The sequence below is a fragment of the Kocuria tytonicola genome, assembly GCF_003687175.1.
In the GTDB taxonomy this organism is placed as follows: domain Bacteria; phylum Actinomycetota; class Actinomycetes; order Actinomycetales; family Micrococcaceae; genus Kocuria; species Kocuria tytonicola.
Window position 1 is genome coordinate 349,865 of record NZ_RDEX01000001.1, and the last position, 15,143, is coordinate 365,007.

Annotated in this window: 11 protein-coding genes; 7 read left to right on the plus strand and 4 right to left on the minus strand. The window is 70.4% G+C overall.

From position 1 onward, the window contains the following. The first annotated feature begins 315 nt into the window (after positions 1–315). Positions 316–924, plus strand: coding sequence for an SRPBCC family protein (locus tag EAE32_RS01555; protein ID WP_124035146.1), 609 nt, complete (start codon positions 316–318; stop codon positions 922–924). A 47-nt stretch (positions 925–971) separates the two neighbouring features. Here EAE32_RS01555 and EAE32_RS01560 read toward each other — a convergent pair whose 3' ends face one another. After that, positions 972–1,595 carry a GNAT family N-acetyltransferase gene (locus EAE32_RS01560; RefSeq protein WP_121863960.1) on the minus strand — a complete coding sequence of 208 codons (624 nt, stop codon included), beginning with the start codon at positions 1,593–1,595 and terminating at the stop codon, positions 972–974. Positions 1,596–1,755: 160 nt separating this feature from the next. On the opposite strand from EAE32_RS01560, the gene EAE32_RS01565 reads away from it, so the two are divergent. From EAE32_RS01565 to EAE32_RS01575, 4 genes are all read left to right on the plus strand, one after another. Further along, complete coding sequence (locus tag EAE32_RS01565; protein ID WP_019310464.1) at positions 1,756–2,376, plus strand: superoxide dismutase; 621 nt, start codon at positions 1,756–1,758, stop codon at positions 2,374–2,376. A gap of 247 nt (positions 2,377–2,623) precedes the next feature. Beyond that, a complete protein-coding gene (locus EAE32_RS01570) occupies positions 2,624–3,601 on the plus strand; it encodes a 2-hydroxyacid dehydrogenase (protein ID WP_121863961.1) in 978 nt (325 codons plus the stop codon). Between the two features lie 58 nt (positions 3,602–3,659). Further along, positions 3,660–3,836 carry a hypothetical protein gene (locus tag EAE32_RS11750; RefSeq protein WP_165860432.1) on the plus strand — a complete coding sequence of 59 codons (177 nt, stop codon included), beginning with the start codon at positions 3,660–3,662 and terminating at the stop codon, positions 3,834–3,836. A 200-nt stretch (positions 3,837–4,036) separates the two neighbouring features. Continuing rightward, the gene (locus tag EAE32_RS01575; protein ID WP_121863962.1) at positions 4,037–5,599 is read left to right on the plus strand and encodes an AbgT family transporter; all 1,563 of its coding nucleotides are present in this window, start codon (positions 4,037–4,039) and stop codon (positions 5,597–5,599) included. A 92-nt stretch (positions 5,600–5,691) separates the two neighbouring features. On the opposite strand, the gene EAE32_RS01580 is transcribed toward EAE32_RS01575, so the two are convergent. The 3 genes from EAE32_RS01580 to EAE32_RS01590 form a co-directional block, all read right to left on the minus strand. Then, positions 5,692–8,535 (minus strand): DMT family transporter, encoded by a 2,844-nt coding sequence (locus EAE32_RS01580; protein WP_121863963.1) that lies wholly within the window; start codon positions 8,533–8,535, stop codon positions 5,692–5,694. Positions 8,536–8,691: 156 nt separating this feature from the next. Then, positions 8,692–10,194, minus strand: a complete 1,503-nt coding sequence (locus EAE32_RS01585) for a SulP family inorganic anion transporter (protein ID WP_121863964.1) — start codon at positions 10,192–10,194, stop codon at positions 8,692–8,694. A 101-nt stretch (positions 10,195–10,295) separates the two neighbouring features. Further along, positions 10,296–11,714 (minus strand): glucose-6-phosphate dehydrogenase, encoded by a 1,419-nt coding sequence (locus EAE32_RS01590; RefSeq protein ID WP_121863965.1) that lies wholly within the window; start codon positions 11,712–11,714, stop codon positions 10,296–10,298. Between the two features lie 270 nt (positions 11,715–11,984). On the opposite strand from EAE32_RS01590, the gene EAE32_RS01595 reads away from it, so the two are divergent. Continuing rightward, the gene (locus tag EAE32_RS01595) at positions 11,985–12,827 is read left to right on the plus strand and encodes an alpha/beta fold hydrolase (RefSeq protein ID WP_165860433.1); all 843 of its coding nucleotides are present in this window, start codon (positions 11,985–11,987) and stop codon (positions 12,825–12,827) included. Positions 12,828–12,953: 126 nt separating this feature from the next. Beyond that, the gene (locus EAE32_RS01600; protein ID WP_243635530.1) at positions 12,954–15,107 is read left to right on the plus strand and encodes a glycoside hydrolase family 15 protein; all 2,154 of its coding nucleotides are present in this window, start codon (positions 12,954–12,956) and stop codon (positions 15,105–15,107) included. Positions 15,108–15,143 lie beyond the last annotated feature (36 nt).

Below are 15,143 nucleotides of genomic sequence, written 5' to 3' on the forward strand. Positions count from 1 at the left end.
CAGGCGTGGATAAGTTACACGGCTGTCGTCCCAGGTGCCGACCGGACGATTGTTCGGTATTCCTGCACGTCACGCAGCATTCCAAGGCTCGCAGCGCCATGATGGCCGGTCACCGTCGAAGACGTGTTCGAATCATGCACAGGTTTCTCCACGCCTGTGGATAACTCTTGTCCACCGGCTGTGCACGAGTCACGTCCCCCGAGCGGGGTGAAGATTCTTCCCCTTTGCATAAGACTGAAAGCACTGGTTACTTGCGTGCAAGGGCCGCTCGGTGGGACGAGCGGCATGGGGAGAAGCACGCGCCTAGGGGGAAAAATGTCAGTTCGGATAGCCCAGATGAAGAACACCGGCCACGGTTTCAGCCTGCTCGCGGAGCAGGAGGTTCCGGTGAGCCGGGAGCAGTTCGACGAGTTGGTCAGCCGGCCAGACGCCATGGGGCGCTGGTTCGGGGTCACGTTCCACTGGCCCACGTGCCTGGAAACGCCGCTGGAGGTGGGGGCAGCACTGGAGTTCACGCCCTCCGGAGGGGTGTTGCCGTGCGAATTCATCATGATCGTGGCGGACCGTGTCCCCGGTGAATCGCTCCTGCTGCGAACCACCAAGGGGACCGTGGACGTCACGGCGGAGTTCACGTGGCGCAGCGTGGACGGTGGCGTACTGGTGCGGTTGCGCAACGAGGTGCGGATGCGGGGCGCGCTGTGGTGGCGGTGTCCCCTGACCCGGGCACTGGTCCGACGTGCCGTCACCAGGGGGCTGGAATGCATGCGCGAGGACGTGCTCGGCCGCGCGGGTACGGCCGCCGCCCGGGAGACTCGGCTCGGGGCGCGCCACGAGGTGACGCACCGGCCGGGAGGGTCGCCCCGAACGCAGCCGGTCGCCTCGTGCACCGGGGTGCCCCGGTTGCGCCGCCCCCAGAGCGCCTGAGGGGACCATTCGATCCGTCGGCAGCGCGAGGCTCCTCGGCGCCCGCATCACCTGGGCGCCGAGGCGCCGTGCTTCGTGACGGGGCCGCCACCCGGGCGCAGCGTGCGCTCCATGCGCAGCACCCGTACGCGGTAGTCCATGCCGGGCACGTCGAAGTCCACGGCCCCGCGGGGTGTGTAGCCGAGGCCCGCGTAGAACGGTTCGAGCACGGGGTTGGACTCGTCACAGTCCAGCCGGGAGATCGAGCGCCCCGAAGCCGCGATGGCGCGTTCCGCCACGCGGATCAGCCGCGTTCCGGTTCCGGTGCCGCGCAGGGCACGGTCCACGGCCACGCCGTGGATGTACCCGGCGGGCTCGGGCTGCTCGCCCCAGATGGGCAGGTCCTCCCAGATCACGCGGACGCTCGCGAGGACGCGCTCGGGTTCCCGGGGGTCCGTCATGACCCACCACTCGCCCCGGGCGATCTCCTGCTCCACATGCTGCTGGGCGAACTCCCCCTCGCGCCACTGGTCGATGCCGCGAGCCTGCATCCAGCGCGCCAGGGCGTCTCGCAGCTCCACGACGCCCCGTGCGTGGTGGGGCTCCGCGGGCAGGATCTCCAGCGTGCTCGGGTCCACGGTGACGCCGGGGGCGAGGTGCGGGACGGGGCGGGCGGCGTCGTCGGCTGGCATGCCCCGAGACTAGGGCAGACGCGTCCCCGGGGAGACGCGGTGTGACGGAACGTGACGGGACGCCCGGCACCGTACGCCGGTGGCTGAACGTCCTTGACCCGCGGAACGGGAGCGTTGGACAGTGGAGCCATCACGCCCGCAACTGGAAGGATGCTCCACCATGGCTGAGAAGTTCACTCTCCCCGACCTCCCGTACGACTACGCCGCCCTCGAGCCCCACATCTCGGCGCAGATCATGCAGCTGCACCACGACAAGCACCACAACACCTACGTGACCGGTGCGAACACCGCGCTCGAGAAGATGGAGGAGGCCCGCGCCAACGGTGACGCCGCCGGCGCCGCGAAGCTCTCCAAGGACCTCCAGTTCAACCTGGGCGGTCACATCAACCACTCGATCTTCTGGAAGAACCTCTCCCCCGAGGGCGGCGACAAGCCCACCGGTGAGCTGGCCGCCGCGATCGACGAGTTCTTCGGCTCCTTCGACGCGTTCCGTGACCAGTTCACGGCCGTGGCCACCACCATCCAGGGTTCCGGCTGGGCGATCCTCGCGTACGAGCCCATTGCCGGCAACCTGGTGATCGAGCAGATGTACGACCAGCAGAACGGTGTGCCCGTGGCCACCATCCCGCTGCTGCAGCTGGACATGTGGGAGCACGCCTTCTACCTGGACTACCAGAACGTCAAGGCGGACTACGTCAAGGCCTTCTGGAACATCGTCAACTGGGCGGACGTCACCGAGCGCTTCGAGAAGGCGCGTGCCGGGGCCAAGTCCCTCATCTGATCACCCGTGTGATCACCGCGTGACGCCCCGCTCGGCGCGGTGCCACGCTCCCAGAGACCCCGCTCCGGCCCCTGCCGGGCGGGGTCTCGTGCTCCCCGGCGGGGACGACGACGCTGCGCGGCCGGCTGGGGTGCCCGGCGTCGCCGCGCCGCCCGGGGCCGCAGCTTCGTGCCGGAGGCGGCCGGCGTCGTCGTCCCGTGCCGTCCCCGGACTGCCGTCCCCCTCACGACCCAGAGGAGAACCACCCATGAGCACCCCGCGCTTCCTGGTGACCCAGGAGATTCCCGAGCCCGGACCGAGCATCCTGCGTGAGGCCGGAGAGGTGGACGTGCGCCACGGTATGAGTGCCGCGCAGCTGGAGGAGGCGGTCACGAGCGGGGACTACGACGTGGTGCTCGCCCAGGTCTCGGACCGTTTCGACGCCTCCCTGCTGGCGCGGGCCAGGATCAGGGGGATCGCGAACTACGCGGTGGGTTACAACAACGTGGACGTCCCGGCCGCCGCGGAGCACGGGATCGCGGTGGGCAACACCCCGGACGTGCTCGACGACGCCACGGCGAACGTCGCCGTGCTGCTGCTCCTGGGCGCCGCCCGACGGGCCCACGAGGCGTCCGGGTACCTGCGCGGCGGGCACTTCACGGGGCTGCGGCCAGACCTCCTTGTGGGTCAGGACATCACGGGTGCCACCCTCGGGATCGCCGGGATGGGCCGGATCGGCAAGGCGGTGGCCCGGCGCGCGCTCGGGTTCGGCATGAAGGTTGTGTTCACCCAGCGTCCCCCGCAGGACCGCACGGTCTCCGACGACGAACTCGGGGACCTCGCCGGACGCGTGACCCAGGTGCCGTGGGACGAGCTGGTGCGCGAGAGCGACTACCTCTCGCTGCACGTGCCGCTCACGGAGAGCACCACGCACCTGGTGGACGCCGAGGTGCTGCGCGCCATGAAGCCCACCGCGGTGCTCGTGAACACCGCGCGCGGGCCCGTGGTGGACGAGAAGGCCCTGGTGCAGGCCCTGCGCGAGGGCGAGATCTTCGCCGCGGGCCTGGACGTGTTCGAGCACGAGCCCGCCGTGGAGCCCGGTCTGCTGGAGCTGCCCAACGCGTTCCTGCTCCCGCACGTGGGCTCCGCGGAGGCCGGCACCCGGGCGGGCATGGCCCGGATGGCCGCGGAGAACGCCGTCGCCATGGCCCGCGGGGAGCGTCCGCCGTACCCGGTGGGTGCCTAGCTGCAGGAGGGCGTGATTCCACGATCATGATCTCGGGAACACACGATCGCGGGACCCGGTGAACGATCCTCAGAACGGCGAAACCCTGTGGGACGGGCGGTTGAGCACGCAGTACGGGCAGGTGTACCTGGTGTGGCGCCCGGATCCCAGCCCGCCGATGAACCCCGAAGAGGTCTTTGCCCAGCAGGTCAACGGGGACGTGCGCCCGTGGAGGCCGCCATGGCCGCTGTGGTGAGGGCATTCAAGGGCCACCCCGTCTGAGGTGAGGCCCACAGGGCGAGAGGGAGCCGCTCAGAGGCCATCGAGCGGCGCCGTTGCGGCTGGGTTCCCGGCGCCACATTCCCGGCGTCCCCGTGTCCTCACCCTTCGCGGCCCCGCGGTTGCGTACGTTGGGCAGATCACACGTCCGCCGCAGCCGTCAGAACGGAAACCGCCATGTCGTCATCCGCGCCCAGCGCCCGCCCGAAAGGCTCCGGGACCAGGGGAACAGGTGTCCTGCTCCGTGTCCTGAACTGGATCGAGTGGCTGGGCAACAAGCTCCCGGACCCGTTCTGGCTGTTCCTGATGCTCGCGGCCATCGTGCTGCTGCTGAGCTGGATCCTCTCCGCAGTGGGGCTCAGCGCCGTGAACCCCGCCACCGGCGAGACCGTGGCGGTCACCAACCTGCTGGCCCCGGACGGTCTGCGCAAGATGGTGTCCGAGTCCGTCACCAACTTCGTGGAGTTCCCGCCGCTGGGCCTGGTGATCGTGGTGCTGCTGGGCGTGGCTGTGGCCGAGCAGTCCGGCATGCTCTCCGCCGCCCTGCGCGGTTCCGTGGCACGGGTGGGGCCCAAGTGGCTCACGTTCGTGCTCGCGCTGACCGGGATCACCGGATCCATCGCCTCGGACGCCATGTACGTGGTGCTCATCCCCCTGGGCGCGCTCGCGTTCAAGGCCGCCGGGCGCTCGCCGGTGGTGGGCCTGATCGTCGCGTTCACCTCCGTGGCGGCGGGCTTCAACGCGTCCCTGCTGCCCACGGCGTCCGACGCCCTGCTGGGTGGCATCACCACCGCGGCGGCCGGGCTGATCGACAAGAGCGTGCTGGTCACCCCGGTGTCCAACTACTTCTTCACGTTCGTCTCCTCCCTGGTGCTCGCCGCGATCATCACCCTGGTGACCGAGGCCGTGCTCTCCAAGCGCGGGGAGGCGCTCGCCGAGGACACGGACACCAAGCAGCAGGACATGGGCGACTTCAACGACATGCGCCTGAAGCCCCGCGAGAAGCGCGGCCTGCGCAACTCCGGGATCGCGTTCCTGATCATGCTGGCCATCTACCTGGCCCTGCTGCTCATCCCCGGCTCGCCCCTGCGCGCGGAGGACGGCTCCATCCTGATGTCCCCGCTGCTGCTCAACGTGGGCATCGTGATCGCCATCGTGTTCGCCGTGGTGGGCTGGGTCTACGGCCGCGCCGCCGGGACCATGACCACCGCGCGCGAGGTGCCCGAGGCCATGGCCAAGGGGCTCGCCGGGGTCACGCCCGTGCTCGTGCTGTTCTTCGCGGCCGCGCAGTTCACCGCCTACTTCCAGTGGTCCGGCATCGGCCCGGTGCTCGCCGTGTACGGCGCGGACTTCATCGGCTCTCTGGGGCTGAGCCCCGTGCTCACGTTCGCGGGCATCGTGGTGATCGTGGCCGTGATGAACCTGCTCATCACTTCCGGCTCCGCCCAGTGGACCCTGCTGGCGCCGGTGATGGTCCCCATGCTCATGCTGCTCAACGTCTCCCCGGAGATGACCCAGGCGCTGTTCCGCATCGGCGACTCCCCCACCAACGTGATCAGCCCCGTGAGCCCGTACTTCGCGCTCGTGCTCGGCTACCTGCGCCGCTACCAGAAGGAGGCCGGCGTGGGGACGCTCATCTCGCTGGTGCTCCCGGTCTCGATCGCCATGCTGGTGGGCTGGTTCCTGCTCTTCGTGGTCTGGTACCTGCTGGGCCTGCCGCTGGGGCCGCAGGACCTCTGACGCCTCGCACCACGCAGAACGGCGCCCCTCCCCGCACAGGGGAGGGGCGCCGTCCGTCGGTCACCGGTGGGAACCGGGCCGGGGCAGGGGGCTCAGTCCGAAGACTTCACGGTGAGCTTGTCCCCGGAGACGGTCACCGTGCCCGAGCCGTAGATGCTCGAGGTGGTGTCCTTGTCCTTCCACTTGGGAGACTTCTCCTCGTCCCACTGCTCGTTGTACTGGTAGTCCAGCCGCACCTTGCCGGACTTGGAGGTGGAGTAGGAGATCTCGTCGCTCGTCTCCGAGGGGGAGGACACCGAGTACGTGGGATAGCGCTCGATGGTCCACGAGGGGTTCTGGTAGTCCTTCTTGTCCCCGAAGATCGAGTACTCGAACGGGCAGCCCTGCGGCTCGAAGTCCGCGCTCTTGGCGCACGTGTCCAGCTTGGCGTTGAGCTGCTTGGTCAGGTCCTGCTCCAGCGCGGGGGTGAAGGACCGGCTGAAGGCCATGCTCGACTCCATCGACTGCGCCCCGGCGCGGATCTCCGCCACCTGCTTGCCGCCGTAGGTCACGTACTTGCCCGGGGAGGCCACGCCCACGGCGTAGTCGCCCGGGAGCACGGTGAACTGCTGGGTGTGGGTGCCGTTCTGCGTGTCCACCGTGATCTTCTGGTCGTTCACGGTCAGCTCGCCCACTCCCGCGGGGATCTCCACGCTGAACGTCTGGTACAGCGGCACCCCGGCGGCGTCGTCCACGCGCCAGGACTTGAACAGCCCGTTGCGGGAGTCGCTGACCATGGGCACGTCCACGGGGGTGGTCACACCGTCCTGGGTGACGTTCGCGTGGACCGTGGCGTGGTCTCCGTTGATCTCCGTGTCCTTGACCTCGTAGGAAGAGATCCGGTTCTGGGCCGCGCCGTAGACCCCGTCCGTGAGCAGCGCGCGCTGGCCGGTGTTCACGTTGGGGTTCGCCGCGTCCGTCACCGCGGAGGCCTTGCCGTTCTGCACGGACTGCAGCAGCTCCTCGGCCTGGTTGTCCGGGCCGAACACGGTGCGGCTCAGGATGGAGAACACCACCGCGGCCACCACACCCAGCAGGACCAGTGCGCCCACGATGATCGCGATCAGCCGGATCCGCTTCTTCTTCGCCGGATCCATGGGCGTGCGCTGCACGGGCAGGCTCGCGGTGGACGTGGGGTCGTCGTAGCTCGGCAGCGTCCGGGTCTGCTCGCCCGCGGCAGGTGCCGCGGGGACCTCCTGCTGCGCGCTCACGGTCTCATCGGCCGGGTACTGCCCGGGCGACGTCGCCCGCTGCGGTTCCTGGGCCGGGGCACGGTGCGCGGTGGCCGCGGCCACCCCGGCGCCGCCCATCGCGGCGGCGGAGGCCACCACGGCGGCGCGGTTGCGGGCCCGGTCCGATCCGCGCAGTGCGCGGGTCAGGGGAGCGGGCAGGGAGTGCATGAACGCGGGGGCCACGAAACGGGCCAGGAGCTCGATGACCACGCCCCACAGCAGGAACACCAGGCAGGTCCAGCCGGCCGGGCGGACGCTGAAGGCCGCAGCGCTCGCGCGGCCGCCGTCCTCCGCCATGTAGCCGCCCACGTTCAGCAGCCACATGAGCAGCAGGCCCAGCAGGAAGTAGGTCACGGGCAGCACCGCCCACGCGAACGGGTTGCGGGCCACCCGCTGGTCCAGGGGACGCACGTGGGCCCATGCGAGGGCCGCGCACACCACGGAGAGGACGGCGAGCAGGATGCACAGGACCACGGCCCACGGGGGCACGGCGCCGTCCGTCCACAGGTACGCCGCGTGGGAGCGGCCCGTGAGGTCGGCCCAGGAGGCAGCCGCGCCGCCCGTGTACATCGCCGACAGCAGGGACAGCACGAGCAGCCACCCCACGGCCAGGGGCAGCCACAGCAGTGCGGAGAAGCCGGCCGCGGCGCCGCCCTGGACGAACGCGGTGATCAGCAGCCCGAGCCCGGCCACCGCGCCGAACACCGCGACCTGCACCGCCACGGGGCGCAGCACCTGCAGCAGGCCGGGAGCGGTGCGCTCCGCACCGGTCACCACACGGCCGGGGGAGGTCTGGGTGGAGCGGGCGTTGAACGCGGCGGCTGTGGTGAGCAGGCCCACCACGAACAGCACCGGGAACAGCAGCCCACCCACCGCGGTCACGCGCAGCTGGACGTTCGAGTAGAACACGGGGATGTCCATGCGCAGCACCGTGAGAGCGGTGAGGATCAGCGCCACGGCACCCCAGGTGAGGCCCGCCACCGCGGCCATGACCCACTGCACCGCGCGGGTCTCCACGCGCATGCGGGTGGAGAGCTTGCGGGCCAGGAACCAGGCCGTGAGGATGCCGCACGCGAGGGCGAAGTACTGGGGCACGGTGATGCCCGCAGAGCCACCGTCCTCCCCGAAGCTCATGACCACGCGCAGCGGCACGAGCGCGGCCATGGCGGCGAGCTGGAACGGGATGGAGAGGATCATCCCGATTCCGGAGGTGTCCGCGTCCACCCCGGTGGTGTCCTTGATCTGTTCGTTGAACTGGTCGGTCACACTTCCGGAGGAGTCGTCCGCGATCGCCAGGCCCAGCACGCTCAGCAGCAGGGCAATGGCCGTGCCCACCAGCATGCCCGCGTAGCCGCCCAGCCCGGCGACCACGGGGACCCACCAGTGGCGCCCGGTCATGCTCGCCAGCGCGGCGGGCGGTGTGTAGGCCGGAGCGCCGCCCTGCCCGGCGGCTGCGGCGCCCGGTGTCTCGGTGGCCCGGGTGGGAGCACCGGAGGGGTCGGTGTTCGTGACGGGCGGCATGGCGCAGGTCTCCTCCGCGCCGCCGGTGGTGCGGGTGCTCTGCTCGGGGTGGTGCGCCGCGCCGTCTGCGGCGGGAACACCCCCGGTGGTGTGCGGGTCCGGTTCTCGGGCCTCGCCCGCCGGATCGTGCGCCGATGAAGGCATGGTGGTCTCTCCCCTGGGGTGGTCAGCCAATGCCCAGGGTGGAACCTGGGTAAACCCTGAATATCAGAGGCATCTCGCTGAACCTGGGAGGACACCACATCCAGGGGGACAATTCTTTGAATATGTCTGCACTACGACGCTGGCTGAGGCAACTCCTCAGGACAGGGACCCCGAGAGCCGGACTCGCAGCCGGCGACTCTCGGGGTTGAGATTCACCACCTCCACCCGCGTGCCGTGCCGCTGGTACTTCTGCACCACGGAGTCCAGTGCCGCCACGGTGGAGGCATCCCAGATGTGCGAGTCCGCGAAGTCGATCACCACCCGCTGCGGATCCTCCGCGTACCGGAACTGGGCGTAGAGGTCGTTGGAGGAGGCGAAGAACAGTGCGCCGTGCACGCGGTAGGTGGCCACTGCGGCGTCGTCGTCCAGGGAGCGCTCCACGGAGACCACGTGGGCCACGCGCCGCGCGAAGGCGATGACCGCGGCGAGGACGCCCGCGGCGACCCCCAGTGCCAGGTTGTGGGTGCCGACCGTGACGGCCACGGTCACGAGCATGACCGTCGTTTCGGACAGTGGCATCCGCCGCAGGGTGGAGGGGCGGACGGACTGCCAGTCGAAGGTGGCCCATGCCACGAAGATCATGATGGCCGCCAGCGCGGCCATGGGGATGGTTCCCACCACGTCCCCCAGGAGCACCACGAACACCAGCAGGAAGACGCCGGAGAGGAACGTGGAGATCCGTGTGCGCGCCCCGGAGGAGCGCACGTTGATCATGGTCTGCCCGATCATTCCGCAGCCGCCCATGGTGCCGAAGAGGGCGCTCACCATGTTGCCCACGCCCTGGCCCCATGTCTCGCGGGTCTTGGAGGAGGGGGTGTCCGTGATGTCGTCCACCAGCTTGGCCGTCATCAGAGACTCCATGATGCCCACCACCGCCATGGTGAGGGCATAGGGGGTCAGGATCCGCAGGGTGTCCCAGGTGAGAGGAACGGAGGGGAGGACCAGGTGAGGCCATGCACTGGGGAGCTGCCCCTTGTCCGTCACGGAGGGAACGTGCCAGCCCAGCAGCAGCACCGCGGGAGTGAGTACCAGGATGGCCACGAGCGGAGCGGGCACGGCGGTGGTGAACCGGGGCAGTCCGAAGACGATCAGCAGGGCCACGGCCGCCACGGGGTAGACAGCCCACGGCACACCGATCAGCTCCTGCAGCTGCGGCACGAAGAGCAGGATGCCGAGGGCGTTGACGAATCCGACCATGACCGCCCGGGGAACGAAGCGCATGACGCGGGCGAACCCCAGAGCGCCGAGCACCACCTGGAAAACCCCGGCCAGCAGCACGGCGGCCACCAGGTGGTCCACTCCGTGGGAGGCGACCAGCGGGGCCATGACCAGCGCGGTTGCGCCGGTGGCCGCGGAGATCATGGCGGGGCGGCCGCCGGTGAGCGCGAGCGACATGGCCATGATCGCGGCCGCGAACAGTCCCACCTGCGGATCCACACCGGCGATCACGGAGAACGCAATGGCCTCGGGAATCAGGGCCAGGCCCACCACGAGGGCACCCAGCACTTCCACCCTGAGCCACGCCGGTGTGCGGAGCGTGCGCAGCACGGACTGGCGTTGGACAGGGCTGACGGGCGGCGTGGCGACAGTGGTGGACACGGTGCTCCTGGGGATCGAACGGAGGGACGGAGTCCTGACCAGCCGCCATTCCGGCGCCGTCGCCGTGTGGCGGTCGAGAAGGGACGTTCGAGGTTACCCGCTCAGGCCGGGCGCGGTCCCTCCGAACCGGCGGGGTACTCCTGCAGAGGGGCGCACGTGTCGTAGGCGTGCTGGATGAGGTTGATGATCCGCCAGCCCTCCTCGGTGGCGTCCGCGCGCACCGTGAAGGTGGGGTCCCCGTCCAGGATCCAGCGCATCACGGAGCCGTACGCGGTGAGCCCGGGCTCCGGCACGCCGCTGGAGAGGGTGAGCCGGTTCATCCCGCGCGAGTCGAAGGGGCTGCCCACGTTGGTCTCCAGCTGCACGTGCTCCTCCTCGAAACCCACGGTGAGCGCGTTGGGGGCGGTGGGGTGCGGCCAGCCGGCGTACTCGTGCGGCGGGCGGCGGAAGGTCACGCGGATGTGCTGGGCGGGATTGCCGATCGCCTTGCCCGACCGCAGTGTCACGGGCACGCCGTTCCAGCGCCACGTGTCCACCTCCAGGGTGACCTGCACGAACGTCTCGGTCTCCCGGTTCGGGTCCACGTCCTGCTCCCGCGCGTAGTCGGGCACCTCGTGCCCGCCCACGGTCCCGGCGGTGTAGCGGCCGCGGACCACCGGGGTGATGCCCGGGTGCTCGGCGGCGTGCGTCGCGGATTCCTCGTCCCACAGCCGTGTGGCCCGCAGGATGTGCGCGGTGTTCGCGGGCACCTCCACGGCGTCGAAGCGCGAAGGCGGGTCCATCATGGTCAGCGCCATGACCTGCAGCAGGTGGGACTGCAGCATGTCCCGAGCGGCACCCGTGGAGTCGTAGAACTCGCCGCGGCCCTCCAGCGCGAGGGTCTCGTCGAAGACGATCTCGATGGACTCGATGTGCCGCCGGTCCCACACGGGTTCGAACAGCCGGTTGGCGAAGCGCAGCCCCACGATGTCCAGCACACCGGGCATCCCCAGGAAGTGGTCCACGCGGAACGTGTGCTCCTCGTCCACCAGCTGCGACACCTGCGCGTTGAGTGCCCGCGCGGAGCCCAGGTCCGTGCCCACGGGCTTCTCCAGGGCCAGGTAGAGGTCCTCGGGCAGGGAGTCCAGCTCGGCCAGGGCCGCGCACGCCTTCTTGGTGATGGCCGGGGCCAGGGCGAAGTACAGACAGACCGGGCCCACGACGTCGCCCAGCAGCTTCTCGAGGTCCGCGGCCTCGGTCACGTCGCACGAGACCCAGTGAGTGTTTTCCCGTGTGTGGTCCACGGCGGGACCGGTGGCGGCCACGGACGCGAACGCCTTGGCGACGGTCTCCTCCCAGGTCTCCGCGCGCACGTCGTCGTCCGGGCCGAGCGGACCCGGGAAGTCGTCCCGGGCGGAGCCGATGACCGTGATCTCCCGCTCGGGCTGCATGGCGAGCAGGGAGCCCAGCCCCGGGAGCAGGAGGCGCGCGGTGAGGTCACCGGAGGCGCCGAGAATCACAAGGGTCCTGATGTTGTCCATGGGATCAGGGTAGGGGGTGGAAAGGGGGTGCGGGCTGCGCAGGTAACGCCCCATCACGCCCCCGCGTGCTCCGCGGGGGCAACCGTGATGACGAGCCCCGGCCTGCGCACCCGAGGGCGGGATGGGGCACCCGGCAGAGGGGGAGTCCGAGCACACTGGCACTCCCCTACTCTCCGCGGTGATCGACCCGGGTGCAGAACACCTCCGGTGTGCTGCGGGTCCAAGCCTCTGGCTGCTTCCGCAGCGGGGGAGGCGTGCTCATACTGGGGCATGAGTGTCCTGCATTCGACGACCGCTGGCCGGGGCGAGCCCGTCGTGCTGATTCACGGGCTGGGCCACCGGCACCAGGTGTGGCGGGAGCTGACAGAACGTCTTGTTCCCGAGGGCATGCGGGTCATCTCGATCGACCTGCCAGGACACGGGCTGTCCAGCAGGTCGTGGCTGCCGTGGTCGTACTCGATCGACGCGACCGTCTCCCGGATCGTGGAGACGATGGACTCTCTCGGTGTGGAGCGGCCCCACCTGGTGGGCAACTCGCTGGGGGGCCTCATTGTTCTGGAGCTTGCCGCGCGCGGGTACGGGCGCAGCGTCACCGCGCTCGCTCCGGCCGGCTTCTCTCCCCCGCTCCACCTGCTCAAAGCAGGCGCGGCTCTGCTGGCAAACCGGATCAACTTCGCCCGCAGCCCTTTCGCCACCTCGGCAGCCGACGACGCCGACCGCCCCCTGTCCACCAGTTCACCCGGGGACCGCACCAGTTTCGTCCGGCGCCTGCGCTCGCTGCACAGCTGGGCAGGTTTCGCAGGATTCCTCCCTCAAGCCTTCGTCGCGCGCTTCCACGATGAGCTGACGGTCCCGGCCACCGTGGCATGGGGTGATCGCGACCTCATTCTCGACTCGGGCGGTCTGCGCCGAGCGGCGGCAAGGACACCGGGCATCGCATGGGTCGAGCTCGAGAACTGCGGGCACTTCCCCATGATCGACGTGCCGGACGAGACGGCCCGCCTGGTCATGTGGACCGTTCGGCGCGCATCCGGCCAGCCGCGTCCCGTCCGGGACGGACGGAGCTCTCCTCCGGGACCCCGCGACGGCCGCAGGGGCTCTCCTCCAGCGTGAGTCCGGGTCACGGCACCCTCGGATGGGTTGCCCCCGGTCTCACCAGTGGCGCGATGCGAGGACGGGCGAGGTCCACCGCGTGCAGTGGGTGCGGAAGCCAGCCGCCGTGGTGCTTGAATGGCCCGCATGAGCACCCCCTTGGAGGACTACGCCCTGCTGGCCGATCTGCACACGGGACCGCTGGTCTCCCGGGAGGGCAGCATCGACTGGCTGTGCTTCCCGCGCTTCGACTCTCCCGCCGTGTTCTGCGCGCTGCTGGGGGACGAGGACAACGGCCGCTGGAAGCTCAGCGCGGTGGACGGAGAGGTGGTCTCTCGCCGGTACGTCCCGGAGACGTTCATCCTGGAGACCGAGTGGCAGACCCCCACGGGCCGGGTGCTCGTCACGGACTTCCTGCCGCCCAGTGACGACCACGCGGACCTCGTGCGCCGGGTGAAGTGCCTGGAGGGCACCGTGGAGGTGGAGCACGACCTGCGGATCCGCTTCGACTACGGGCGCATCACCCCGTGGGTGCGCCGCGTGGACCTGGACAGCCACTCCAACGGGGACGACTGCGCGCACATGCAGGACTCACCCTCCGAGCCGCACCCGGTGGGCACCAGCCACGCCCCGCACGCGGCGGACGGCACGCGGGGAGCGACGTCGTCCGCGCACGACCCGGAGACCGGCACCCGGGATGCGGGGGACGCCACAGGGGACACGCCCGCCGAGGACGCGGCGGGAGAGCCCCGCGCCGCGCACTGGTACCGCCACTTCCGGGAGCGCGTGCACCGCGCCGCGCGCGAGGCGCGCTCCGGGGAGACGGACGGGAAGGGCCTGCTCGCCGTCGCCGGCCCGGACGCGCTGCTGCTCACGGGCCCGCAGCTGCAGCCCTACCAGCTGGGCCGGGACGGTGAGGACGTGGCGGTGGACCACGACGCCGCCCACGGACCGGGCGCGGACATCCGCGTGCTGGAGGGCCTGCGCCGGGGCCACCGTGGCACGTTCCGCATGCAGGCCGGCGAGCAGCTGGACTGGGTGCTCACGTGGAGCGAGTCCTACCGCGAGCTGCTGGTGCCCGCGGATCCCGACCGCGCGCAGCAGGCCACCCACACCTTCTGGACCGACTGGGCCTCCGCGGTGGACTGCGACGGCGAGTACCACGAGATCATCAAGCGCTCCCTGCTGGTGCTGCGCGCCCTGACCCACTCCGAGACCGGGGGGATCGTGGCGGCGCCCACGGCCGCTCTGCCGGAGGACTTCGGGGGCGAGCGCAACTGGGACTACCGCCACACGTGGCTGCGGGACGCCGCGCTGACCATCGGGGCGCTCGTGAAGCGCGGCCACCAGCACGGCGCGCTGCTGTGGCGGGACTGGCTGCTGCGGGCGGTCGCCGGGAACCCGGACCAGCTGAAGATCCTCTACGGCGTGGACGGGCGCCGCAACATCACCGAGTCCGAGCTGGACCACCTGAGCGGCTACGAGGGCTCCCGTCCGGTGCGGATCGGCAACGGCGCGGAGGACCAGTACCAGGCGGATGTGGCCGGTGAGGTCATGATGGCCCTGGCCACCCTGCGGGACGCGGGCCAGGAGGAGAACGACTACTCGTGGGGGCTGCAGTGCAACCTCATGTCCTTCTGCGAGCTCCACATGGACACCCCGGACAACGGGATCTGGGAGATGCGCGGGGAGCCGCAGTTCTTCACCCACGGGCGCGTGATGATGTGGACCGCGTTCAACGAGGGCCTGCGGGCGGTGCGCGAGCACGGCCTCGCGGGGGACGTGGAGCGCTGGACCCGGCTGCGGGACCGGCTGCACACCGAGATCTGGGAGAAGGGCTACAACCAGGAGTTGGGCATCTTCACCCAGACCTACGGCGGCACCGAGGTGGACGCGTCCCTGCTGCAGCTGCCCCACACGGGCTTCATCGCCCCGGACCACCCGGCGATGCTGCGCACCGTGGAGCGGATCGAACGCGATCTGCAGGTGGAGCACGGGCAGCTGCGCCGGTACCGCACCGCCGCGGGCGGGCAGTCCGCGGACGGGCTCTCCGGCGAGGAGGCGCCGTTCGTGATCTGCACCTTCTGGCTCGTGGAGCAGTACGCGCGCTGCGGCCGGGTCCAGGACGCCGCGCAGCTCATGCGCACCACGGTGGGTTTCGCCTCGGACCTCGGTCTGCTCTCCGAGGAGTACGACGTCGCACGGGGGCGGCTCGCGGGCAACTTCCCCCAGGCGTTCAGCCACCTGGGGCTCATCCGCGCCGCGGACGCCCTGGAGGAGGCACGCCGCGGGGACAGGTGAACCCGGTGCGACCCGGTGGCACGGTGCTGCGAGGGG

Bases quoted from the DNA above. Each gene is read 5' to 3' on its own strand.
- EAE32_RS01560 (WP_121863960.1), bottom strand. From the start codon at position 1,595: ATGCCAGCCGACGACGCCGCCCGCCCCGTCCCGCACCTCGCCCCCGGC.
- EAE32_RS01570 (WP_121863961.1), top strand. From the start codon at position 2,624: ATGAGCACCCCGCGCTTCCTGGTGACCCAGGAGATTCCCGAGCCCGGA.
- EAE32_RS01590 (WP_121863965.1), bottom strand. From the start codon at position 11,714: ATGGACAACATCAGGACCCTTGTGATTCTCGGCGCCTCCGGTGACCTC.
- EAE32_RS01580 (WP_121863963.1), bottom strand. From the start codon at position 8,535: ATGCCTTCATCGGCGCACGATCCGGCGGGCGAGGCCCGAGAACCGGAC.
- EAE32_RS01555 (WP_124035146.1), top strand. From the start codon at position 316: ATGTCAGTTCGGATAGCCCAGATGAAGAACACCGGCCACGGTTTCAGC.
- EAE32_RS01600 (WP_243635530.1), top strand. From the start codon at position 12,954: ATGAGCACCCCCTTGGAGGACTACGCCCTGCTGGCCGATCTGCACACG.
- EAE32_RS01565 (WP_019310464.1), top strand. From the start codon at position 1,756: ATGGCTGAGAAGTTCACTCTCCCCGACCTCCCGTACGACTACGCCGCC.
- EAE32_RS01595 (WP_165860433.1), top strand. From the start codon at position 11,985: ATGAGTGTCCTGCATTCGACGACCGCTGGCCGGGGCGAGCCCGTCGTG.
- EAE32_RS01575 (WP_121863962.1), top strand. From the start codon at position 4,037: ATGTCGTCATCCGCGCCCAGCGCCCGCCCGAAAGGCTCCGGGACCAGG.